This is a genomic window from Micromonospora halotolerans (assembly GCF_032108445.1).
Taxonomy (GTDB): Bacteria; Actinomycetota; Actinomycetes; order Mycobacteriales; family Micromonosporaceae; genus Micromonospora; species Micromonospora halotolerans.
Window position 1 is genome coordinate 4558322 of record NZ_CP134876.1, and the last position, 22689, is coordinate 4581010.

Genomic DNA, 22689 nt, shown 5'->3' on the forward strand with positions numbered 1-22689 from the left:
TCCTCTCCGTATGGATCAGCCCACCGTCCGGCACGTCACCGACTCCCGCGTCCTCGCCGCGCTCGCCCACCCGCTGCGGCGCCGCCTCATGGACGTCCTCAAGGTGTACGGCCCCTGCACCGTCGGCCAGCTCGCCGAGCGCACCGGCCAGGCCCCCGCCAACGTCAGCCACCACCTCAAGGTCCTCGGCGGCGCCGACCTCGTGCTGGAGGCGCCCGAGCTGGCCCGGGACCGCCGGGAACGCTGGTGGCGGCTCCGCGACCGGGGGGTGCGCTGGTCCAACACCGACTTCGACGCCGACCCCGCCGCCCGGGCGGTGGCCGACGCGGCCAGCTCACTGAACCTGGACCGGCACGTCGCCCTGGTCCGGGCCTGGCACGCCGCGCCCGACGAGGACCACGCCGCATGGGGCGACGGCCCGTTCAGCACCGACAAGTGGCTGCGGTTGACCCCGGCGGAGCTGGCCCAGCTCAGCGACGAGATCAACGACCTGCTCGCCCGCTGGGCCGACCGCCCCGCCCCCGACGACGGGCAGCGACGCGAGCCGGTCTTCCTGTTCGCCCACGGCGTGCCGGGCCAGCCGTGACCGCCCCGGCCCGCGTGACCGCGCCGGACACCGATCCCCGGCCCCGCGGCGGCCTGCTCCGGCACCGCGACTTCCGGCTGCTCTGGGCCGGGCAGACGGTCAGCGCCGTGGGCAGCAACGTGACCGCCGTGGCCCTGCCCCTCGTTGCGGTGGCCGTGCTCGACGCGACCACGTTCCAGGTGGCGGTGCTCACGGCGGCGGCCTGGCTGCCCTGGCTGCTGGCCGGCCTGCCCGCCGGCGCCTGGGTCGACCGCGTCCGCCGGCGGCCCGTGATGATCGCCGCCGACCTCGTCTCGGCGGCGCTGTTCGCCAGCGTCCCGGTGGCCGCCCTGCTCGACCTGCTCACCGTCGGCCAGCTCCTGGTCGTCGCCCTCGGCGCCGGCCTGGCCCGGGTGTTCTTCGAGACCGCCGACCAGGTTTACCTGCCCACCCTGCTGCGCCCCGAGCAGGTGCCCGAGGGCAACGCCAGGCTGCACGCCACGCAGACGGCGAGCTACCTCGTCGGCCCCGGACTGGCCGGCCTCATCGCCCAGCTCGCCGGCGCGGTGACCGCGGTCCTGCTCGACGCCGTCAGCTTCCTGGTCTCCGCGGCCTGCCTGAGCCGCATCCGGGCCGTCGAGCCCCGCCCGGGCCGTCCCGCCGGGCCGACCTCGCTGCGCCGGGAGGTGGCCGACGGGTTGCGCTTCGTCGTCCGCGACCCGTACCTGCGGGTGCTGACGGTCTTCGGCGCGGCCAGCAACATCGGGCTCAGCGGCTACCAGGCCGTGCTCGTGGTCTTCCTGGTCCGCTCCGCCGGGCTGCCCGCCGGGCTGGTCGGGCTCCTCATCGGACTGGCCAGCGTGGGCGGGCTCGTCGGCGCCGCCCTGGCCACCGGGCTCGCACGGCGGCTCGGCTCGGCCCGCGCCCTGCTCGCCGCGGGCGCGCTCGCCGGACCGCCCGCGCTGCTCATCCCCCTGGCCGGCCCGGGCGGCCGGGTGGGCTGGCTGGTGCTCGGCGGCGCGCTGGTCAGCCTGGGCGTCGCCGTCGGCAACGTGGTGAAGGGCAGCTTCCGGCAGACGTACACGCCGCACGGGCTGCTCGGGCGGGTGACCGTGAGCATGCAGCTGCTCAACTACGGCACCATCCCGCTCGCCGCGCTGCTGGCCGGCACGCTGGGCGCCGTGTGGGGCCCGGCCGGGGCGATCCGCGTGATGACCGCCTGGCTCGCGCTGACGCCGCTCATCCTGCTCGCCGGGCCGCTGCGGCGGCACCGTGACCTGCCGGCGGCCCCCGCCTGAGGATGCGCTGCGGCGGCGGTCGGACAACCGACCGCCGCCACCGGCACGAAGCTACATCGGACGGACGTTGTCCGCCTGCGGACCCTTCTGCCCCTGGGTCACCTCGAACTCGACCTTCTGGCCCTCGTTCAGCTCGCGGTAGCCGCTGGATTGAATGGCCGAGTAGTGGACGAACACGTCCGGACCTCCGCCGTCCTGCTCGATGAAGCCGAAGCCCTTTTCCGAGTTGAACCACTTGACCGTGCCGGTTGCCATGCGTCTCTCCCTGTTCAATGCGGGTGAGCACCGGTCGCCGCCGGTGATCGCCCTTTACCTTCCCGACAGTAACCGCCCGAACCGCGATCCGCTGGCGGAAGTGCCGGCGTGGCCCATGATTACGCCGCCAGCGGGAAAGTCCCCCCGGCCCGGGGCGGCGAGGGGCATGCTTGCCCCGGTGAGGACACCGACGCCGCTGGCCGACCTGGAACGGGAGATCGCGGCGCCCGGCGACGGCCTGGACCGGCTGCGGCTGGTCGACGCGCCGTTCGTGCCGGAGGTGCGCCTGCACCTCGCCGAGGACGCCATTCTCTGGTGGGCCCGGATGGAGGCGGCGGCCGGCCGGCCCCTGCCGCCGCCCTACTGGGCCTCCGTCTGGGCCGGGGGGCAGGCGCTCGCCCGGCACCTTCTCGACCACCCCGAACTGGTCGCCGGGCGGCGGGTGCTCGACCTGGCCGCCGGCTCCGGGCTGGTCGCCATCGCCGCCGCGCTCGCCGGCGCCGACCGGGTGGTCGCCAACGACGTCGACCCGTGGGCGGTGGCGGCCGTGACGGTCAACGCCCGGGCCAACCGGGTGACCGTCGCCGCCACCGGGGACGACCTGCTGGACAGCACCGCCACCGCCGACCTCGTGCTGGCCGGGGACGTCCTCTACGACGAGGCGCTGGCCGCGCGGATGCTGCCGTACCTGCAACGGGCCGCCGACCGCGGCGTCCAGGTGCTGGTCGGCGACCCGGACCGGGGGCACCTGCCGCCGGACCGGCTGCAGCTGGTGGCTAGCTATCCGGTGCCGGTCACCGAACCCTCGGTCGACTCCCCGGTCCGCCGGGTCCAGGTGCTCCGCCCCCGCTGACCCCTCAGGGATCATCCGGAGGCGGACTCGGGGGACCGGTGGGGAGCAAACCCGATGTGCCGGGTCGCCCCGGGGCCCTAGCGTACGGAGCATGACGGATCTGCTGGCCCAGGTCGGGGAGCTGCCCACCACCCTGCTCATGGGGATGCTGGGCGTGGTGATGCTCGCCGACGCCGTACCCCTGCTCGGGGTGCTGGTCCCCGGCGACGCCGCGGTGCTCGCCGCGGTCGGCGCGGGGCGGCCGGCGACGGGGCTGGCGACCGTCGTGGCCGTGGTGGCCGGGTGCCTGGCCGGCTGGTCGTTGAGCTTCCTCGCCGGGCGGCGCTGGGGCGAGCGGCTGCGGCGCAGCCGACTCGGTGACTGGATCGGCGAGTCGCGCTGGGCGGCCGCGGAGACGCTGCTGCGCCGGGGCGGCGGGCGGATCGTGCTGGTGGCGCCGTTCCTGCCGGTGTTCAACGCGCTGCTGCCTCTCGCCGCCGGCGGCCTGCGGATGTCCTACCGGCGGTTCGCGGTCAGCGCGGCGCTCGGCGCGACGCTCTGGGCCGGCCTCTACGTGGCCCTCGGCATCACGGCGCGGACGCTGACCGGGCTGCTGCCCGGCGCGCCGAACCCGACAGTGCTCACCATGGCGGTCGGCCTGCTGCTCGCCGTGCCGGTGCTGCTCGGCACCCGGCACCGGCTCCGCGCGCTGACCGCCGCCGACCGGGCCGAGCAGGCCAGCCCGCCGCGGTCACCAGCCGCGGGCCCGCCACTGCGGCAGCGCGGGGCGCTCGGCGCCGAGCGTGCTGTCCTTGCCGTGGCCCGGGTAGAACCAGGTCTCGTCCGGCAGCCGGCCGAAGAGCTTCCGCTCCACGTCGTCGATGAGCTGGCCGAACCGCTCCGGGTCCTGCTCGGTGTTGCCGACCCCACCGGGGAAGAGCGAGTCCCCGGTGAACAGGTGCGGCACGCCGGACGGGTCACGGTAGAGCAGCGCGATCGAACCCGGCGTGTGCCCCTTGAGGTGGATCACCTCCAGCGCGCAGTCGCCGACCGGGACCGTGTCGCCCTCGCGCAGCGGCTCGGCGTCGATCGGCAGCCCCTCGGCGTCGTCCGCGTGCACCAGCGGGCGGGCGCCGGTCTTGGCGACCACCTCCTCCAGGGCGACCCAATGGTCCATGTGCCGGTGGGTGGTGACCACCGCGGCCAGCCCGTCGGCACCGGCCAGGTCGAGCAGGCGCGGCGCCTCGTTCGCGGCGTCGATCAGCACCTGCTCGCCGGTCTCCCGGCAGCGCAACAGGTAGGCGTTGTTGTCCATGGGGCCCACCGACAGCTTCGTGATGGCGAGCCGGTCGAGCTCGCGCACGGCCGGCGCACCGCCGGGCGTGACGTCTCCGTTGTAGGTCATGACGGTGTTCAGATCCATTCCGGTGGAGTCGGCAGGGGACCGGCGGGAGTGACGGTGAGCACCTCGCCCGCGCTGCGGCCGGTCAGCCAGGCGGCGAGTTCCGGCGCGGGGCCGGTGACGGTGGGCGCCCCCTCGGGGTCACCCACGACGAGTTCCTGGCGGACGCCGTCGAAGCGCAGCACCATGGCCGGCGCCTCCGGGTTGCCGGCGAGGCCGGCCACCACCTCGTGCAACAGCCGCTGGGCGAACGCGTCCGGCCAGTCGGCCGGCCGGTAGGCGGCCCCCAGGTCGACGTGGTGCACCTCGACCTCGCGCAGCCGGCCCCAGACCAGCATCGCCGCCGGCCACGGGCCGCGCCGGGTCTGCACGGTGGCACCCCACGCCTCCACCGGCATCTCGGCGACCGCCGCGGTGAACCGCTGCGAGCTGCGACGCAGGTCGTCCACGAGGTCGGCCGGCCCGCGGCCCGCGCCGGCCTCGATGTCGGCCGACCGGGCCTCGGGGCTGACGTACATCGGGATCGCCTCGCCGGTGCGCGCGGAGGTCAGCAGGTTGACGAAGCCGTCGGCGTTGCGGGACAGGTGGGTCAGGACGTGCCCGCGCGTCCAGCCCGGCAGCAGCGACGGCGCGGCCATGTCGTCGGCGCCCAGGGCGGCCACGGTACGCAGCAGCCGGGCGCTCGCCTCGTCCAGCTCACCGGTCAGCAGGAGAGGATCGCTCGTCATGCCGTCACCCCAGTCGTGCTCACGCACCGACCCTAGCGGTCGGCCGCCGTCGCGTCGCCGGGGAAATCGCTTTCGGCGCGTCGACGCGCCCTCTACGGTCGGTGCCGACGGTTTCAGGTCGCGGCGGGGCGTCAGACCGCGCCCGAGCTGACGTCGTCGCAGAGCGCGGCACCGGGAGTCGGAGCGGAGGTGGTGGTGAGCATGCCGGCCGTAGCACGCGTGATCCGCCAGGAACCCCCTCGACACCGATGAGGACAACATGACCATCGACCTGACCGCCCTCGGCTGGGATGCCGACCGGGCGGCGTACCCGAATCGACGCACTGACCGCCGACCGGGCCGGGTGGCCCGCGTCGACCGCGGCGTCTGCACCGTGCTCCGCCCGGAGGGGCCCGTCCGGGCCAGCCTGGGCGGCGGCCTGCTGGCCGCGGCGGCCCGCGACCTGACCGCGCTGCCCTGCGCCGGCGACTGGGTGCTGCTGGCCACGTGGCCGGACGGGCCGGTCACCGTGGAGACGGTGCTGCCGCGCCGCACCGCGCTGATCCGGCGTACCGCCGGCAAGGACGCCAGCGGCCAGGTGCTGGCCGCCAACCTCGACGCCGCCGCGGTGGTCGAGCCGGTGCACCCGGCGCCGGACGCCGCCCGCATCGAGCGGCTGCTCTCCCTGGCGCATGAGTCCGGCGCCGAGCCGCTCGTCGTGCTCACCAAGGCCGACCTGGCCCCCGACCCGGCGGCCGTGGCCCGGCAGCTCGCCGCCCTGGCGCCCGGGGTGCCGGTGCTGCCGGTCAGCGCCGAGCGCGGCACCGGGCTGGACCCGCTGCGCCCCTACGTGGCGCCGGGGCGCACGCTCGGCCTGCTCGGGCCCTCCGGCGCGGGCAAGTCGAGCCTGGTCAACGCCCTGGCCGGGGCCGACGTGATGCGCACGCAGGCGATCCGGCGGTCCGACGGCAAGGGCCGGCACACCACCACCTGGCGGGCGCTGGTGCCGATCCCCGGCGGGGGAGCGGTGCTGGACACGCCGGGCGTGCGGGCCGTCGGCCTGCTGGATGGCTCGGCCGGCCTGGACCGGGCGTTCGCCGACATCGCCGAGCTGGCCGCCGACTGCCGGTACGGCGACTGCGCCCACGAGGCCGAGCCGGCCTGCGCGGTGCGGGAGGCCCTGGAGACCGGTGAGCTGCCGGTCCGGCGGTGGGAGAACTGGCGCCGGCTCCAGCGCGAGGTGGCCTACGAGAGCCGGCGCCGGGAGGTCCGGCTGGCCGCCGAGCGGCGGGGCGGCTGGCGTGGCGGCCGGCGGCGGACCGGGCGTCCGGCGACCCCGCCCGGACCCGGGGGACTCTAGCGGGTACCGGGGCGGTCGGGCGGGCCACGCCGGTGTCCGCCCGACCGCGCTGAGCTGGGGGAATGTCCGCGCGACGGAAGTTGTCATACCTCGGGGCTAGAGTTGCCGAGGCGTCTTCCCTGCGCCCCGACAACCCTCGAAAACCGCTCAGACCTCGCGTCGGGCGGACAGATCCGCCTCACCATCTTCTTCCGGGAGCACACGCACCGTGGCCGACCGACTGATCATCCGTGGCGCGCGCGAGCACAACCTGCGTGACGTCAGTCTCGACCTGCCCCGGGACGCCCTGATCGTCTTCACCGGGCTCTCCGGTTCGGGCAAGTCGAGCCTGGCGTTCGACACCATCTTCGCCGAGGGCCAGCGCCGCTACGTCGAGTCGCTCTCGTCGTACGCCCGGCAGTTCCTCGGCCAGATGGACAAGCCCGACGTCGACTTCATCGAGGGCCTCAGCCCCGCGGTCTCCATCGACCAGAAGTCCACCTCGCGCAACCCGCGGTCCACCGTCGGCACCATCACCGAGGTCTACGACTACCTCCGCCTGCTCTTCGCCCGCATCGGCGAGCCGCACTGCCCGATCTGCGGCGAGCGCATCTCCAAGCAGAGCCCGCAGCAGATCGTCGACCGGGTGCTGGCCATGGCCGAGGGCACCCGGTTCATGGTGCTCGCCCCGGTCGTGCGCGGCCGCAAGGGCGAATACGTCGACCTCTTCGCCGAGCTCCAGGCCAAGGGCTACGCCCGGGCCCGGGTCGACGGCGTGGTGCATCCGCTGACCGAGCCGCCGAAGCTCAAGAAGCAGGAGAAGCACACCATCGAGGTGGTCATCGACCGGCTCAGCGTCAAGCCCAGCGCCAAGCAGCGGCTGACCGACTCGGTCGAGGCGGCGCTCGGCCTCTCCGGCGGCCTGGTGCTGCTCGACTTCGTCGACCTGGCCGAGGACGACCCGGCCCGGGAGCGCCGCTACTCCGAGCACCTGGCCTGCCCCAACGACCACCCCCTGGCGATCGAGGACCTGGAGCCCCGGGTCTTCTCCTTCAACGCGCCCTACGGCGCCTGCCCGGAGTGCACCGGCCTGGGCACCAAGAAGGAGGTCGACCCGGAGCTGGTCATCCCGGACCCGGAGCGCACCCTGCGCGAGGGCGCCATCCAGCCCTGGGCGACCGGGCACAACCTGGAATACTTCCTGCGCCTGCTGGAGGCGCTCGGCGAGGCCCAGCACTTCGACGTGGACACCCCGTGGCGGGCGCTGCCGTCCCGGGCGCAGAAGACGATCCTGCACGGCTCCGACGACCAGGTGCACGTCCGCTACCGCAACAAGTACGGCCGCGAGCGCTCCTACTACACCGGCTTCGAGGGTGTGATGCAGTGGATCGAGCGCCGGCACACCGACACCGAGTCGGAGTGGTCGCGGGACAAGTACGAGGGCTACATGCGCGACGTGCCCTGCGCGGCCTGTGGCGGCACCCGGCTCAAGCCCGAGGTGCTCGCGGTCACCCTGGCCGGTAAGAGCATCGCCGAGGTCTGCAACCTCTCCGTCGGTGAGGCCGCCGACCTGCTCGCCGGCATCGAGCTGACCGACCGGCAGAAGATGATCGCCGAGCGGGTGCTCAAGGAGATCAACGCCCGGCTCAAGTTCCTGCTCGACGTCGGGCTCGACTACCTCTCCCTGGACCGCCCGGCCGGCACCCTGTCCGGCGGCGAGGCGCAGCGCATCCGGCTCGCCACCCAGATCGGCTCCGGCCTGGTCGGGGTGCTCTACGTGCTGGACGAGCCCTCCATCGGCCTGCACCAGCGGGACAACCACCGGCTCATCGAGACGCTGCTGCGGCTGCGCGGGCTGGGCAACACGCTGATCGTGGTCGAGCACGACGAGGACACCATCCGGGTCGCCGACTGGATCGTCGACATCGGCCCGGGCGCCGGCGAGCACGGCGGCAAGATCGTGCACAGCGGGTCGGTGCCGGCCCTGCTGGAGAACGAGGAGTCGGTCACCGGGGCGTACCTGTCGGGGCGCAGGTCGATCCCGACCCCGGCCGTCCGCCGGCCGCAGACCCCGGGCCGCGAGCTGGTGGTGCACGGGGCGCGCGAGCACAACCTGCGCAACCTCACCGTGGGCTTCCCGCTCGGCCAGCTCATCGCGGTCACCGGGGTCAGCGGCTCCGGGAAGTCGACGCTGGTCAACGACATCCTGCACGCGGTGCTGGCCAACCAGATCAACGGCGCCCGGCTGGTCCCCGGCCGACACACCCGCATCACCGGCCTGGAGCACGTCGACAAGGTCGTCGGCGTCGACCAGTCGCCGATCGGCCGCACCCCGCGCTCCAACCCGGCCACCTACACCGGGGTCTGGGACCACATCCGCAAGCTCTTCGCGGAGACCACCGAGGCCAAGGTCCGGGGGTACGGCCCGGGCCGGTTCTCGTTCAACGTCAAGGGCGGGCGCTGCGAGGCGTGCTCCGGCGACGGCACCATCAAGATCGAGATGAACTTCCTCCCGGACGTCTACGTCCCCTGCGAGGTCTGCAAGGGCGCCCGCTACAACCGGGAGACCCTGGAGGTGCACTACAAGGGCCGGACGGTCGCCGAGGTCCTGGACATGCCGATCGAGGAGGCGGCCGAGTTCTTCTCCGCCATCCCGGCCATCCACCGGCACCTCAAGACGCTTGTCGACGTCGGCCTCGGCTACGTGCGTCTCGGCCAGCCCGCGCCGACGCTGTCCGGTGGCGAGGCGCAGCGCGTCAAGCTCGCCTCCGAGCTGCAGAAGCGCTCCACCGGCCGCACGGTCTACGTGCTCGACGAGCCCACCACGGGCCTGCACTTCGAGGACATCCGCAAGCTGCTCATGGTGCTGGAGGGCCTGGTCGAGAAGGGCAACACCGTGATCACGATCGAGCACAACCTCGACGTGATCAAGTCCGCCGACTGGATCATCGACATGGGCCCGGAGGGCGGCCACCGCGGCGGCACGGTGCTCGCCACCGGCACGCCGGAGGAGGTCGCCGAGGTGCCGGAGAGCCACACCGGCCAGTTCCTGCGGCCGATCCTCAAGCTCGACGGCGCGGCCAAGGGCGCCAAGGCGGCCACCACCCGGGCGGCCAAGGCCAACGGCGCCGCGGCGAAGCCCCGCACCCGCAGGGTGCCGGCGGCAGCGCGCTGAGTGACGGGTACGACGGACGGGCCGACCACGGCCCGCCCGTTTCGGATATCCATTTCGTGACGCGTCAGTATGAACCGTGCGCAAGAGTGATCCGTGTCGTGAAGTGAGGCCACGGATCACGACGGGTGGCGGCAGCCGAGAGAGAGGCCGGACATGAGTGACGACGAGGTGCTGACCGGGCCGGGGAGGCAGACTCGCCGGACCCTGCTGGCGGGCGCCGGCGCGGTCGGGGCGGCCGTGGTGCTGACCGCCTGCGGTGACGACGCCGGCGACACGGCCGGCGGCCCGGCCCCCACCAGCGCCGGCCCTCCCGGCGCCACCAACGCCGGCGACCCCGAGGGTGGCGACCGGGACAGCAAGGGTCCGCTCGCCCGGACCACCGACATCCCCGTCGGTGGCGGGGCGGTCTTCGCCAGCCAGGGTGTCGTGATCACCCAGCCCGAGGCCGGCCAGTTCAAGGCCTTCGACCCGATCTGCACTCACCAGGGCTGCCCGGTGTCGAACGTCGACGGCGGCACCATCAACTGCACCTGCCACAACAGCCGGTTCTCGATCACCGACGGCTCGGTGAAGCAGGGCCCGGCGACCAGGCCGCTCGCGCCGAAGAACATCAAGGTCACCGGCGAGCAGATCACCCTGGCCTGACCGTCCCGCCGCGTCCCCCGCCCGCCCGACCGGGGGCGGGGACGCGCGGCGACGGCCGGTTGTCGGGGGCGCGGACTACGCTTGGCGCGTGGCTGACCCCTCGACCTACCGTCCCGCACCCGGCACCATCCCGGAGTCGCCAGGGGTCTACCGCTTCCGCGACGGCACCGGCCGGGTGATCTATGTCGGCAAGGCGCGCAACCTGCGCAGCCGGCTCAACTCCTACTTCGCCGACCCGGTCAACCTGCACCAGCGCACCCGGCAGATGGTCTTCACCGCCGAGTCGGTGGACTGGATCACGGTCGCCACCGAGGTCGAGGCGCTCCAGCAGGAATACACCTGGATCAAGCAGTACGACCCGAGGTTCAACGTCCGCTACCGCGACGACAAGTCGTACCCCTACCTGGCGGTGACCCTCGACGAGGAATACCCGCGGCTGCAGGTGATGCGCGGCGCCAAGCGCAAGGGTGTGCGCTACTTCGGGCCGTACTCGCACGCCTGGGCCATCCGCGAGACGCTGGACCTGCTGCTGCGCGTCTTCCCGGCGCGGACCTGCTCCTCCGGGGTGTTCAAGCGGGCCGGCCAGGTCGGCCGGCCCTGCCTGCTCGGCTACATCGGCAAGTGCTCCGCGCCCTGCGTGGGCAGCGTCACGGCCGAGGAGCACCGGGAGATCGTCAACGGCTTCTGCGACTTCATGGCGGGCCGCACCGACACCATGGTGCGCCGGCTGGAGAAGGAGATGCTGGAGGCCAGCGAGCAGCTCGAATTCGAGCGGGCCGCCCGACTCCGCGACGACGTGGCGGCGCTGCGCCGCGCCATGGAGAAGCAGACCGTGGTGCTCGGTGACGGCACCGACGCCGACGTGGTGGCCTTCGCCGACGACCCCCTCGAAGCCGCGGTCCAGGTCTTCCACGTCCGCGACGGCCGGGTCCGCGGCCAGCGCGGCTGGGTGGTGGAGAAGACCGAGGAGCTGACCACCGGCGACCTGGTGCACCACTTCTGCACCCAGGTCTACGGCGGCGAGCAGGGCGAGGCCGACGTCCCGCGCGAGCTGCTCGTCCCCGAGCTGCCCGGCGACGTCGACGCGCTTGCCGACTGGCTGTCCACCCGGCGGGGCAGCCGGGTGTCGCTGCGGGTGCCGCAGCGCGGCGACAAGCGCTCGCTGCTGGAGACCGTCGAGCGCAACGCCAAGGACGCGCTCGCCCGGCACAAGCTCAAGCGGGCCGGTGACCTCACCACCCGCAGCCAGGCCCTCGACGAGATCGCCGACGCGCTCGGCATGCGCACCTCCCCGCTGCGCATCGAGTGCTTCGACGTCTCGCAGATCCAGGGCACCGACGTGGTGGCCAGCATGGTCGTCTTCGAGGACGGGCTGCCTCGCAAGAGCGAGTACCGCCGGTTCATCGTGCGGGGCGCCACCGACGACCTCTCCGCCATGTCGGAGGTGCTGCGCCGGCGGTTCGCCCGCTACCTCGACGCGCGCGCCGAGACCGGGGAGATCGGCGAGGAGACCGCGGGCGACCCGGACCGGCCGGGCATCGACCCGACCACCGGGCGGCCGCGCCGGTTCGCGTACCCGCCGCAGCTGGTCGTGGTCGACGGTGGCCCGCCGCAGGTGGCGGCCGCCGCGCAGGCCCTCGCCGAGCTGGGCATCGACGACGTGGCGCTCTGCGGGCTGGCCAAGCGGCTGGAGGAGGTCTGGCTGCCCGACGACGAGTTCCCGGTCATCCTGCCGCGCACCTCCGAGGCGCTCTACCTGCTCCAGCGGGTCCGCGACGAGGCGCACCGCTTCGCCATCACGTTCCACCGGCAGCGGCGCTCCAAGCGGATGACCGAGTCGGCGCTGGACAACGTCCCCGGCCTCGGCGAGGTACGCCGCAAGGCCCTGCTGCGGCACTTCGGCTCGCTGAAGCGGCTCAGCGCGGCGACGGTGGAGGAGATCACCGAGGTGCCGGGGGTGGGCAAGCGGACCGCCGAGGCGATCCTGGCCGCCCTCGACGACGGCGCCCAGCCCACCCCCACCCCCTAACCCCTCGCGGGTCTCCACTCCTCCCACCCGCCGCCTCCCACGCCGACCCCTTGTTGATCAAGGAGTTTGCGTCAGATCGAGGTCCATTCCCGACGCAAACTCCTTGATCAACGCGGATGGGGCGTGGCTGGCTGGGGGAGTGGGGTGTGCGGCGGGGAGGATCTACCGCCTCGTGGAGATGGATCGCCCCCCATTGCCTGTCCCGCCGCCGGGCGCGCCGGTTCCCGCCCCGCTGCCGGACGCGCCGGTTCCCGCTGCCGGGCGCGTCGGTGGAACGCCATGGGTGTCTCTGGGCGGTGGAGACACCCATGGCGTTCCACTCACCGCCGCACGTTCCCGGCGGGCGATTCCGGCCCTGTGCGAATGTCCCTTGTGTGCGCTCCAGTGCCTGTCGTCGGCGAGGGCCACCACCCTCCGGTTCGCCCGCTGCTCATGGTTGCGGGCGTCACCTGCGCGGATCTTGGAGACTTGCCGTTTCGCGGTGAACGGGAACTCACCAAGATCTGCGATGTCGGGCTGCCACCGGCATCTTCTGCCGATGGCCTCAGCGGGGTCGGCTGGTGAGCGGCTCGTGGCTGCGGTGGCCAAGGGTCGGTTGTATGGGCGGCTACGAACTTGATGACGTGAATGGATCGGCGCGGCGACAGGGTCGGCCTGTCTCGGCCGGTGCCCTGTCGAGCTGATGTCGGGAGACCGGAGGTTCGTTGCTGGCTGCGCAGGCTGGGGTGGATGTCGGGTTTCGGGCAGGTCGTATGGGGCGGGTGTCCGCGTTTCGGCCTCGCTGTCAGGTGGTCGGCGCCACCGTGGCGGCGGAATCATGGCGGGGGTGGGGTCGTTGTACATGGCAGACCGCGCAGCAGCCCGCCCCTCGGGCGAGGCGGATCGCCGGTCGGAATGACCCGGCCCCGCCGGTCGTTACACCCCCCGGACCGTGCAGGTTCGAGCCGGTCGAGCCGGCGGGAATGACCTCTCGGCCCCGGTCGTTACATCCCCCGGACCATGCACCACCGGTCCGAGCCGGTCGAGCCGGGGAATGACATCTCGGCCCCGGTCGTTACATCCCCTGGACCGCGCACCACCGGTCCGAGCCGGCCAGCCAGGGAATCATCCCGCGGCGCCGGTGGTTACATCCCCCGGGACATCGGATCAGGTCGAGGGAATCGCTTCCCCACCGCCGATGGTTACACCCCCGGACCGCCCGAGCAGGTCACCCCCGATCGCCGGGCACCGCACAGACTTTCCCCCCTTTTGCGGCGGCACCCCCGCACCCCCCTGTGGGTGCCGCTCACCCCCGAACGGAAGGCGCTGATCTCATCATGCGTACCAACACCATGCTGCGGAACACCGTCCTGACCGCTGCCGGCTTCGCCGCCACCGCCGGTGGAATCGCCGGCCCCGCGATCGCCGCCCACGCCGCCCCGGCCGAGAAGACCACCCAGGTCAGCACCGACCGCAAGGGCCACGGCGAGCGCGAGCTGAACGTCCGCTACGAAGCCCAGCCCAACTTCTACTACTGCGGCCCCGCCGCCGCCCGTAACGCCATCAGCGTGCTCGGCAAGAACATCGACGTCGACGCCATGGCCAAGGAGATGGGCACCACCGAGAACGGCACCAACAGCATCAACGACATCACCCCGGTGCTGAACAAGGAGACCGGCAAGCACTACCGGTCGGTGGAGATCCGCGACGGTAAGGCCGACGACAAGCAGACCGACACCCTGCGCGCCGACATCGTGCGCACCGTCGACGACGGCCGCGCCGTGGTCGCCAACATCGCCGGCACCACCACCGACACCGACGGCAACACCCACTCCTTCGAAGGCGGCCACTACATCAGCGTCGTCGGCTACCACGACAACGGCCACACCGTCACCATCGCCGACAGCGCCAACCCGAACATGGCCTCCTACCGCATCACCGTCGACAACCTCGCCGACTGGATCGCCACCCGCGGCTACAGCGCCTCCTGACCGGCTATCCGCTGACAGGAGCGAGCACGAAGGGCCGGCCCCCACAAGGGGCCGGCCCTTCGTCGTGTCTGCGGACCGGGTCTCAGGACTCGGCGAGCACGCCGAGGATCCCCTCGCCGTACTTGGCCAGCTTGTTGTCGCCGACGCCGCTGATCCGGGACAGCTCGGCCAGCGAGGTGGGCGCCTCGGTGGCGATCTGCCGCAGGGTGGCGTCGTGGAAGATCACGTACGCCGGGACGCCCTGTTCCTTGGCGGTGGCCGCCCGCCAGGCGCGGAGCCGCTCGAACACCGGAACGGCGGCCGGGGCGAGGTCGGCCACCACGGTGGCCGCACCCCGGGGCTTGCCGGACCGGCCGGACGCGGGCCGTTCCGGCTCGCGCCGCATGGTGACGGTCCGCCGGCGGCCCAGCACCTCGGCGCTCGCCTCGGTGAGGGCCAGCGTGCCGTAGTCGCCCTCGACGGCGAGCAGGCCCTCGGCCAGCAGCTGCCGCACCACGCCCCGCCACTCGGCCTCGCGCAGGTCGGTGCCGATGCCGAAGGTGCTCAGCGAGTCGTGGCCGTGCTGGTCGATCTTGTCGGTGCGCTTGCCGAGCAGGATGTCCACGCAGTGGCCGGCGCCGAACCGCTGGTTGCGTTCGCGGTCGAGCCGGTAGACGGTGGAGAGCAGCTTCTGCGCGGCGACCGTGCCGTCCCAGGACTCCGGCGGCTCCAGGCAGGTGTCGCAGTTGCCGCAGTTGGGTGTGCCGCCCTCGCCGAAGTATTCGAGGAGTTGCGCGCGGCGGCAGCGCACCGTCTCGCAGAGCGCCAGCATGGCGTCGAGGTGGGCGGCGAGGTTGCGCCGGTGGGCCAGGTCGCCCTCCGAGGTCTCGATCATCTTGCGTTGCTGCACCACGTCCTGGAGCCCGTACGCCAGCCAGGCCGTCGACGGCAGCCCGTCGCGCCCGGCGCGGCCGGTCTCCTGGTAGTAGCCCTCCACCGACTTGGGCAGGTCGAGGTGGGCGACGAAGCGGACGTCGGGCTTGTCGATGCCCATGCCGAAGGCGATGGTGGCGACCATGACGAGGCCGTCCTCGCGCAGGAACCGCTGCTGGTTGGCCGCCCGGGTCGCCGCGTCGAGCCCGGCGTGGTATGGCAGCGCCGCGATCCCGTTGGCGACGAGGAACTCCGCGGTCTTCTCCACGGAGGCGCGGGACAGGCAGTAGACGATGCCGGCGTCGCCCGGGTGCTCGTCGCGCAGGAGGGCGAGCAGCTGCTTGCGCGGCTCCCGCTTGGGCACGATCCGGTACTGGATGTTGGGCCGGTCGAAGCTGGCCACGAAGTGCCGGGCGTCGGTGAGCTTGAGCCGGGTGGCGATCTCCGCCCGGGTGGCCTGGGTGGCGGTGGCGGTCAGCGCGATCCGCGGCACCCCCGGCCAGCGCTCGTGCAGCATCGACAGGTTGAGGTAGTCGGGGCGGAAGTCGTGCCCCCACTGGGAGACGCAGTGCGCCTCGTCGATCGCGAACAGCCCGATCCGCCCGCGCTCCAGCAGGGCGAGCGTGGCGCGCGTCGCCAGCGCCTCGGGGGCGAGGTAGAGCAGGTCGAGCTCGCCGGCGAGGAACGCCGCCTCGACCCGCCGCCGCTCGGCGAGATCCTGGGTCGAGTTGAGGAACCCGGCCCGGACGCCGACCGCGGTCAGCGCGTCGACCTGGTCCTGCATGAGCGCGATCAGCGGCGAGACGACCACCGCCACGCCGTCGCGGACCAGCGCCGGGATCTGGTAGCAGAGCGACTTGCCGCCCCCGGTCGGCATGAGCACCAGCGCGTCACCGCCGGCCACCACGTGCTCGACGACCTCGTGCTGGAAGCCGCGGAAGGCGTCGTAGCCGAACACCCGGCGCAGCACCCGCAGCGCGTCGTCGGTCCGCTGATCGGTGGGGGAGACCATCCGCGCAGTCTACGAGCGCCCGCCGACACCGCCCCGCCCCGAACGGGGGTGTGGCGGTAACCGAACGCGGCGACCGGGCCTCCGCACGCGGCAACCGGGCCTCGACCGGGCGGCGGCCGGACCTTGACAAAACGGACAAGCGCCTGTTCCGGTCGTCACCCCGTGGAATCCCGGGCGGGGTCGGAGCCGTTAGAGTCGCTGACTGACCAACGTGCGGCCGACCGGCCGCGGCGCCACGGCTGGGGGTAGCGGGTGAGCGAGGCGCGGACGACGGGAGACCTGGTGCCGACCAACGCGGAGACAGCTCTCGGGCGGCCGGCGCCGGCCGAGGCGGAGACCACCCTGGTGGTGGTGACCGGCCTGTCCGGCGGTGGCCGCAGCACGGTGGCCCGGGCGTTGGAGAACGTCGGCTACTACGTGGTGGACAACCTGCCCCAGGCGCTGATGCTGGACATGGCCGAGCTGGCCTTCAAGGCCGGCGGGGCGGCCCGGCGTACGGCGATGGTGCTGGACGTCCGCTCCCGGGCCTTCTCCACCGACCTGGCCGGGGCGATCCGGGAGCTGCGCGAGCGCGGCTTCCAGCCCCGGGTGGTCTTCGTCGACGCCGACGACGAGGTGCTGATCCGCCGCTTCGAGAGCGTCCGCCGCTCGCACCCGCTGCAGGGTGACGGCCGGCTGGCCGACGGGATCGCCGTCGAGCGGGCGCTGCTGGAGGAGGCCCGCGACCAGGCCGACGTGATCATCGACACCAGCCACCTGAACGTGAACCAGCTCCGCCGCCGGGTCGAGGAGCTGTTCGGCGGGGAGGACTCCCGCCGGCTGCGGATCACCGTGCTCTCCTTCGGCTTCAAGTACGGCCTCCCGCCGGACGCCGACTTCGTGATGGACGCCCGGTTCCTGCCGAACCCCTACTGGGTGCCGGAGCTGCGCGAGCACACCGGGCGCGAGGAGGCGGTCAGCGCGTACGTGCTGGGCCAGGAGGGCGCGGACGCCTTCGTGGCCGGGTACGCGGACCTGGTCAACGCCACCACCGCCGGTTTCGAGCGGGAGGGCAAGCGCTACCTGACCGTGGCCGTGGGCTGCACCGGTGGCAAGCACCGCAGCGTGGCGATCGCCGAGGAGCTGGCCGCCCGGCTGCGCCGCTCCGGCATCGCCGCCAACCCCCAGCACCGGGACCTGGGGCGGGAATGAACCCGACGAGGGTGGTCGCCTTCGGCGGCGGGCACGGGCTGTCGGCGTCGCTGCGGGCGCTGCGGCACTGCGTACCCGGACTGGATCTGGACATCACCGCGGTGGTCACGGTCGGCGACGACGGCGGCTCCAGCGGGCGGCTGCGCGCGGAGCGCGGCGGCCTCCCGCCGGGCGACCTGCGACAGGCGCTCGTGGCCCTGGCCGGCGACCACCCGGCCACCCGGCGCAGCGCGGCGCTGTTCCAGCACCGCTTCGCCGCGGCCGGGGGCGGGCCCGACGGTGCCGATTCGCTCGCCGGCCACGCGGTCGGCAACCTGCTGCTGCACGGGCTGACCGAGCTGCTCGGCGACCCGGTGGTGGCGCTCGACCACGCGGGCGCGATGCTCGGCGCGGTCGGCCGGGTGCTGCCGATGTCCCGGCAGCCGGTGGGCATCGAGGCCCAGGTACGCGGCGCCGACCCGGACCGCCCGGACGAGGTCCGCACGGTGCGCGGCCAGCACCAGGTGGCGGTCACCGCCGGCACGGTCGAGTCGCTGCGGCTCACTCCGGCCGCGCCGGCCGCCTGCGCCGAGGCGGTGACCGCGGTGCGCGCCGCCGACTGGTTGATCTTCGGGCCGGGCAGCTGGTACACCAGCGTGCTGCCGCACCTGCTGGTGCCCGGCCTGGCCGACGCGATCGTCTCCAGCCCGGCCCGTCGGCTGGTGACCCTCAACCTGGTGGCGGAGAAGGAGACCCTCGGCCTCTCCCTGCCCGACCATCTGGACACACTCCGGCGCTATCTGCCCGAGTTGAAGGTGGACATGGTGCTGGCGGATTCCACGGCGGTGGGTGATCCCGTGGCGGTCGAACGTGCGGCAGAATCGCTGGGTGCCCGGCTGGTCCTCGCTCCCGTCGCCGTCACCGACGGCACGCCCCGTCATGATCCGGCCGCCCTGGGCGCCGCGTTGGTGCCTGTCCTGGGCGCCGATCGTTAGACACGTACGTAATCACCGGCGACACGCCGGAACCCGGTCCGTGAGGGGGCGCGCAACATGGCGATGACGGCTGCGGTCAAGGACGAGCTGAGTCGGGTCGATGTGCCAAAGCCCTGCTGCCGGCGGGCGGAGATGGCTGCCCTGCTCCGGTTCGCCGGAGGGCTGCACATCGTGTCGGGCCGCGTCGTGGTCGAGGCGGAGCTGGACACCGGCGCGGTGGCCCGGCGGCTCCGCCGGGAGATCGCCGAGGTCTACGGCTACCCGAGTGAGATCCACGTGCTGGCCTCCGGCGGCCTGCGCAAGGGCAGCCACTTCATCGTGCGGGTGGTGAAGGACGGCGAGGCCCTGGCCCGGCAGACCGGCCTGCTGGACGTCCGGGGCCGCCCGGTGCGTGGCCTGCCCCCGCACGTGGTGGCCGCGAACGTCTGCTGCGCGGTCTCCGCCTGGCGGGGCGCGTTCATGGCGCACGGCTCGCTCACCGAGCCGGGCCGGTCCAGCGCACTGGAGATCACCTGCCCCGGCCCGGAGTCCGCGCTCGCCCTGGTCGGCGCCGCCCGCCGGATCGGCATCACCGCCAAGAACCGCGAGGTGCGCGGGGTGGACCGGGTGGTGGTCAAGGACGGCGACGCGATCGCCGCGCTGCTCACCCGGATCGGCGCCCACTCCAGCGTGCTGGCGTGGGAGGAGCGGCGGGTGCGCCGCGAGGTGCGGGCGACCGCCAACCGGCTGGCCAACTTCGACGACGCCAACCTGCGCCGCTCGGCCCGTGCCGCGGTGGCCGCCGCCGCCCGGGTCACCCGCGCGCTGGAGATTCTCGCCGACGACGCCCCCAACCACCTGACCTCGGCCGGCCGGCTGCGGCTGGAGCACCGGCAGGCCTCCCTGGAGGAGCTGGGCGCGCTGGCCGAGCCGCCGCTGACCAAGGACGCGATCGCCGGCCGGATCCGTCGGCTGCTCGCGCTCGCCGACAAGCGGGCGCGCGACCTGGGCATCCCGGATACCGAAGCGGCCGTCACGCCCGACATGCTCGTGGTCTGATAGGAGCGGTGAGGCGTCGGGCTGCGAGGGGATCACCACCCGCCGCAGCGCGGCGGCGCGCGCTCGGATAAGGTCGCTGCGTACGGCAAGGGGGCCGGCAAAGGCACCCCTCGCCGTGCTCACCGCCTCGGGCGGTCTGGTCTCCTGGGACCGCGGCGGGGTGGCCGAGATGAACCGTCAACGGCCGGCTCCACCGGTCGGCGAACAATCTCCGCCGGCCGGGGTTCGACGCCGGCGGACCAGAACGCGAGGAGATGGGCCTGTGACCATCCGGGTTGGCATCAACGGCTTCGGCCGGATCGGCCGCAACTTCTTCCGGGCAGTGCTGGCGTCCGGCGCTGACATCGAGGTCGTGGCGGTCAACGACCTGACCGACAACGCGACGCTCGCCCACCTTGTCAAGTACGACAGCATCCTGGGTCGCCTCCCGCACGAGGTGAAGGCCACCGCCGACGAGATCACGGTGGGCGGCAAGACCATCAAGGCGTACGCCGAGAAGGACCCGGCCAAGCTGCCGTGGGGCGAGGTCGGCGCCGACGTCGTCATCGAGTCCACCGGTTTCTTCACCGACGCCACCAAGGCGAAGGCGCACGTCGACGGCGGGGCCAAGAAGGTCATCATCTCCGCCCCGGCGAAGAACGAGGACGTCACCTTGGTCATGGGCGTCAACCAGGACCAGTACGACCCGGCCAAGCACACGATCATTTCGAACGCCTCCTGCACCACCAACTGCCTCGCCCCGATGGCCAAGGTGCTGCACGACACGTTCGGCATCCAGCAGGGTCTGATGACCACCATCCACGCGTACACGCAGGACCAGAACCTGCAGGACGCGCCGCACAAGGACCTGCGCCGCGCCCGGGCCGCCGCGCTCAACATCGTGCCGACCTCGACCGGCGCCGCGAAGGCGATCGGCCTGGTCCTGCCGGACCTCAAGGGCAAGCTGGACGGCTACGCGCTGCGCGTGCCGATCCCGACCGGCTCCGCCACCGACCTGACCGTCACGGTCGGCCGGGAGACCACGGTGGACGAGGTCAACGCCGCGCTCAAGGCCGCCGCGGACGGCCCGCTCAAGGGCATCCTGGTCTACAACGATGACCCGATCGTCTCCGCCGACATCGTCACCGACCCGGCGTCCTGCATCTTCGACGCGCCGCTGACCAAGGTGATCGGCAACCAGGTCAAGGTCGTCGGCTGGTACGACAACGAGTGGGGCTACTCGAACCGCCTGGTCGACCTGGTCAAGCTGGTGGGTAGCTCGCTGTGAGCATCCGCAACCTCGACGACCTGCTCGGCGAGGGGGTGTCGGGTCGGCGCGTGCTGGTGCGCGCCGACCTGAACGTCCCGCTCGACAAGCAGAGCGGTGAGATCACCGACGACGGCCGGATCCGGGCCGTGCTGCCGACCCTGAGCGCGCTGGTCCAGGCCGGCGCCAAGGTGGTCGTCTGCTCGCACCTGGGCCGCCCGAAGGGCGCGCCGGACCCGCAGTTCAGCCTCCGCCCGGTCGCCGGGCGGCTCGGCGAGCTGCTCGGCGCGCCGGTGCACTTCGCCGAGGACACCGTCGGCGACTCGGCCCGTTCCACGGTGGAGGGCCTGGCCGACGGCCAGGTCGCCCTGCTGGAGAACCTGCGCTTCAACAAGGGCGAGACCAGCAAGGACGACGCCGAGCGGGGCGCCTTCGCCGATCAGCTCGCCGCCTTCGGCGACGCGTACGTCGACGACGCCTTCGGCGCGGTGCACCGCAAGCACGCCAGCGTCCACGACGTGCCGGCCCGGCTGCCGCACGTCGCCGGCCGCCTCGTGCTGCGCGAGGTGGAGGTGCTCAGCAAGCTCACCGGCGACCCGCAGCGGCCTTACGTGGTGGTGCTGGGCGGCTCCAAGGTCTCCGACAAGCTGGCCGTGATCGAGGCCCTGCTGCCCACGGTCGACCGGCTGCTCATCGGCGGCGGGATGTGCTTCACCTTCCTCAAGGCCCAGGGCCACGAGGTGGGCACCTCGCTGCTGGAGGAGGAGATGGTCGAGACCTGCCGCAACCTCCTGGAGCGGTCCGGCGGCAAGATCCTGCTCCCGGTCGACGTGGTGGCCGCGGACGCGTTCGCGCCCGACGCCACCCACGACACCGTGCCCGCCGACGGCATCCCGAGCCACCGGATGGGGCTGGACATCGGCCCGGAGACGGTGGCCGGCTTCGCCGCCGCGCTGTCCCAGGCTAAGACGATCTTCTGGAACGGCCCGATGGGCGTGTTCGAGATGGCCGCGTTCGCCAACGGCACCCGGGGCGTCGCCGAGGCGATCACCAAGGCCGACGCGTTCAGCGTGGTCGGCGGCGGCGACTCGGCCGCGGCGGTGCGGGCCCTCGGCCTGGACGAGTCGTCGTTCGGCCACATCTCCACCGGCGGCGGCGCCTCCCTGGAATACCTCGAGGGCAAGACCCTCCCCGGCATCGCGGCCCTGGAGAACTGAATGGCGAGCACCACCCGCCGGCCGCTGATGGCCGGCAACTGGAAGATGAATTTGAACCACCTCGAGGCCAACCTGCTGGTGCAGAAGCTGGCCGCGAGCCTCAACGAGAAGCAGCTCACCGAGGTCGAGACGGTGGTCCTGCCGCCCTTCACCGACCTGCGCACCGTGCAGACCGCGGTGGACGGCGACAAGCTCCTGATCGGCTACGGCGCACAGGACCTGTCGCCGTTCCAGTCGGGCGCGTACACCGGGGACATCTCCGGGCCGATGTTGGCCAAGCTGGGGTGCACCTACGTGGTGGTCGGCCACTCCGAGCGGCGGCAGTACCACCACGAGGACGACGCCCTGGTCAACGCCAAGGTGGCCGCCGCGCTGGCGAACGGGCTCACCCCGATCCTCTGCATCGGCGAGGGGCTGGAGATCCGCGAGCAGCTCCGGCACGTGCCGCACTGCTGCGACCAGCTGGACGCCGCGCTGAACGGGCTCACGGCGGAGCAGGTCACCAAGGTGGTCGTGGCGTACGAGCCGGTCTGGGCGATCGGCACCGGCAAGACGGCGACCCCGGAGGACGCCCAGGAGGTGTGCGGGGAGGTGCGCAAGCGCCTGGTGGAGACCTTCGGCCAGGACACCGCGGACCAGGTCCGGATCCTCTACGGCGGGTCGGTGAAGTCGTCGAACGTGGCGGCGACCATGGCCCAGCCGGACGTGGACGGGGCCCTGGTCGGGGGCGCCAGCCTGGACGCCGAGGAATTCGCGCAGATCTGCCGGTTCCCGGAGCACATCGCCCGCTGATCGCTCGCTATCCTTGACGCTGCCCGCCCACCGGTCGGTGCCGCTGTGCCCGTCAGGACCGGGCAGTGATCGCAACGAGAGGATTGACCC

Annotated in this window: 18 protein-coding genes and 1 pseudogene; 15 read left to right on the plus strand and 4 right to left on the minus strand. The window is 73.0% G+C overall.

Features of this window, described 5'->3' with window-relative positions:
• The first annotated feature begins 10 nt into the window (after positions 1–10).
• Positions 11–586: an ArsR/SmtB family transcription factor gene (locus tag RMN56_RS21565; RefSeq protein WP_313719333.1), complete on the plus strand. Its 576-nt coding sequence runs from the start codon at positions 11–13 to the stop codon at positions 584–586.
• Positions 583–1863: an MFS transporter gene (locus RMN56_RS21570; protein ID WP_313719334.1), complete on the plus strand. Its 1281-nt coding sequence runs from the start codon at positions 583–585 to the stop codon at positions 1861–1863. Before RMN56_RS21565 ends, RMN56_RS21570 begins: the two co-directional genes overlap by 4 nt.
• Positions 1864–1914: 51 nt before the next feature.
• On the opposite strand, the gene RMN56_RS21575 is transcribed toward RMN56_RS21570, so the two are convergent.
• Entirely contained in the window at positions 1915–2118 is a 204-nt protein-coding gene (locus tag RMN56_RS21575; protein ID WP_013287480.1) for a cold-shock protein, read from the minus strand.
• Positions 2119–2284: 166 nt separating this feature from the next.
• Here RMN56_RS21575 and RMN56_RS21580 point away from each other — a divergent pair, with 166 nt between their 5' ends.
• Together RMN56_RS21580 and RMN56_RS21585 are read left to right on the plus strand one after the other, a co-directional pair.
• Positions 2285–2971: a class I SAM-dependent methyltransferase gene (locus RMN56_RS21580; RefSeq protein ID WP_313719335.1), complete on the plus strand. Its 687-nt coding sequence runs from the start codon at positions 2285–2287 to the stop codon at positions 2969–2971.
• Between the two features lie 91 nt (positions 2972–3062).
• Positions 3063–3719: pseudogene (locus RMN56_RS21585) on the plus strand (DedA family protein); the annotation flags it as partial.
• Here RMN56_RS21585 and RMN56_RS21590 read toward each other — a convergent pair.
• Positions 3702–4355 carry an MBL fold metallo-hydrolase gene (locus tag RMN56_RS21590; RefSeq protein ID WP_313719336.1) on the minus strand — a complete coding sequence of 218 codons (654 nt, stop codon included), beginning with the start codon at positions 4353–4355 and terminating at the stop codon, positions 3702–3704. The pseudogene RMN56_RS21585 and the gene RMN56_RS21590 sit on opposite strands and share 18 nt — an antisense overlap.
• Before the next feature lie 8 nt (positions 4356–4363).
• Entirely contained in the window at positions 4364–5080 is a 717-nt protein-coding gene (locus tag RMN56_RS21595) for a maleylpyruvate isomerase family mycothiol-dependent enzyme (RefSeq protein WP_313719337.1), read from the minus strand.
• 259 nt (positions 5081–5339) lie between these two features.
• On the opposite strand from RMN56_RS21595, the gene rsgA reads away from it, so the two are divergent.
• From rsgA to RMN56_RS21620, 5 genes are all read left to right on the plus strand, one after another.
• A complete protein-coding gene (gene rsgA, locus RMN56_RS21600) occupies positions 5340–6419 on the plus strand; it encodes a ribosome small subunit-dependent GTPase A (protein WP_313719338.1) in 1080 nt (359 codons plus the stop codon).
• Positions 6420–6627: 208 nt separating this feature from the next.
• Positions 6628–9573, plus strand: a complete 2946-nt coding sequence (gene uvrA / locus RMN56_RS21605; RefSeq protein WP_313719339.1) for an excinuclease ABC subunit UvrA — start codon at positions 6628–6630, stop codon at positions 9571–9573.
• Positions 9574–9726: 153 nt separating this feature from the next.
• Positions 9727–10218, plus strand: coding sequence for a Rieske (2Fe-2S) protein (locus tag RMN56_RS21610; protein ID WP_313719340.1), 492 nt, complete (start codon positions 9727–9729; stop codon positions 10216–10218).
• Between the two features lie 88 nt (positions 10219–10306).
• On the plus strand, positions 10307–12247 hold the full coding sequence (gene uvrC, locus RMN56_RS21615; RefSeq protein ID WP_313719341.1) for an excinuclease ABC subunit UvrC: 1941 nt from the start codon (positions 10307–10309) through the stop codon (positions 12245–12247).
• A 1316-nt stretch (positions 12248–13563) separates the two neighbouring features.
• Entirely contained in the window at positions 13564–14217 is a 654-nt protein-coding gene (locus RMN56_RS21620) for a C39 family peptidase (RefSeq protein ID WP_313719342.1), read from the plus strand.
• 82 nt (positions 14218–14299) lie between these two features.
• On the opposite strand, the gene recQ is transcribed toward RMN56_RS21620, so the two are convergent.
• Positions 14300–16141, minus strand: a complete 1842-nt coding sequence (recQ, locus tag RMN56_RS21625) for a DNA helicase RecQ (RefSeq protein WP_313719343.1) — start codon at positions 16139–16141, stop codon at positions 14300–14302.
• Between the two features lie 282 nt (positions 16142–16423).
• Between recQ and rapZ the strand changes: the two genes are divergently transcribed.
• The 6 genes from rapZ (at position 16424) to tpiA (ending at position 22599) form a co-directional block, all read left to right on the plus strand.
• Entirely contained in the window at positions 16424–17332 is a 909-nt protein-coding gene (gene rapZ / locus RMN56_RS21630) for an RNase adapter RapZ (protein WP_313724821.1), read from the plus strand.
• On the plus strand, positions 17329–18306 hold the full coding sequence (locus RMN56_RS21635) for a gluconeogenesis factor YvcK family protein (RefSeq protein ID WP_313719344.1): 978 nt from the start codon (positions 17329–17331) through the stop codon (positions 18304–18306). The genes rapZ and RMN56_RS21635 overlap by 4 nt, the downstream gene beginning before the upstream one ends.
• Before the next feature lie 57 nt (positions 18307–18363).
• Positions 18364–19344 (plus strand): DNA-binding protein WhiA, encoded by a 981-nt coding sequence (whiA, locus tag RMN56_RS21640; RefSeq protein ID WP_018788213.1) that lies wholly within the window; start codon positions 18364–18366, stop codon positions 19342–19344.
• A gap of 262 nt (positions 19345–19606) precedes the next feature.
• Positions 19607–20611 carry a type I glyceraldehyde-3-phosphate dehydrogenase gene (gap, locus tag RMN56_RS21645; RefSeq protein WP_313719345.1) on the plus strand — a complete coding sequence of 335 codons (1005 nt, stop codon included), beginning with the start codon at positions 19607–19609 and terminating at the stop codon, positions 20609–20611.
• Complete coding sequence (locus RMN56_RS21650) at positions 20608–21807, plus strand: phosphoglycerate kinase (RefSeq protein WP_313719346.1); 1200 nt, start codon at positions 20608–20610, stop codon at positions 21805–21807. The genes gap and RMN56_RS21650 overlap by 4 nt, the downstream gene beginning before the upstream one ends.
• Positions 21808–22599: a triose-phosphate isomerase gene (gene tpiA / locus RMN56_RS21655; RefSeq protein WP_313719347.1), complete on the plus strand. Its 792-nt coding sequence runs from the start codon at positions 21808–21810 to the stop codon at positions 22597–22599.
• The last annotated feature ends 90 nt before the right edge of the window (positions 22600–22689 follow it).

Coding starts and splice junctions, on each gene's coding strand:
- RMN56_RS21565 (WP_313719333.1), top strand. CDS start 11: ATGGATCAGCCCACCGTCCGGCACGTCACCGACTCCCGCGTCCTCGCC.
- RMN56_RS21575 (WP_013287480.1), bottom strand. CDS start 2,118: ATGGCAACCGGCACGGTCAAGTGGTTCAACTCGGAAAAGGGCTTCGGC.
- RMN56_RS21580 (WP_313719335.1), top strand. CDS start 2,285: ATGCTTGCCCCGGTGAGGACACCGACGCCGCTGGCCGACCTGGAACGG.
- RMN56_RS21590 (WP_313719336.1), bottom strand. CDS start 4,355: ATGACCTACAACGGAGACGTCACGCCCGGCGGTGCGCCGGCCGTGCGC.
- RMN56_RS21595 (WP_313719337.1), bottom strand. CDS start 5,080: ATGACGAGCGATCCTCTCCTGCTGACCGGTGAGCTGGACGAGGCGAGC.
- rsgA (WP_313719338.1), top strand. CDS start 5,340: ATGACCATCGACCTGACCGCCCTCGGCTGGGATGCCGACCGGGCGGCG.
- RMN56_RS21610 (WP_313719340.1), top strand. CDS start 9,727: ATGAGTGACGACGAGGTGCTGACCGGGCCGGGGAGGCAGACTCGCCGG.
- RMN56_RS21620 (WP_313719342.1), top strand. CDS start 13,564: ATGCGTACCAACACCATGCTGCGGAACACCGTCCTGACCGCTGCCGGC.
- recQ (WP_313719343.1), bottom strand. CDS start 16,141: ATGGTCTCCCCCACCGATCAGCGGACCGACGACGCGCTGCGGGTGCTG.
- RMN56_RS21635 (WP_313719344.1), top strand. CDS start 17,329: ATGAACCCGACGAGGGTGGTCGCCTTCGGCGGCGGGCACGGGCTGTCG.
- whiA (WP_018788213.1), top strand. CDS start 18,364: ATGGCGATGACGGCTGCGGTCAAGGACGAGCTGAGTCGGGTCGATGTG.
- tpiA (WP_313719347.1), top strand. CDS start 21,808: ATGGCGAGCACCACCCGCCGGCCGCTGATGGCCGGCAACTGGAAGATG.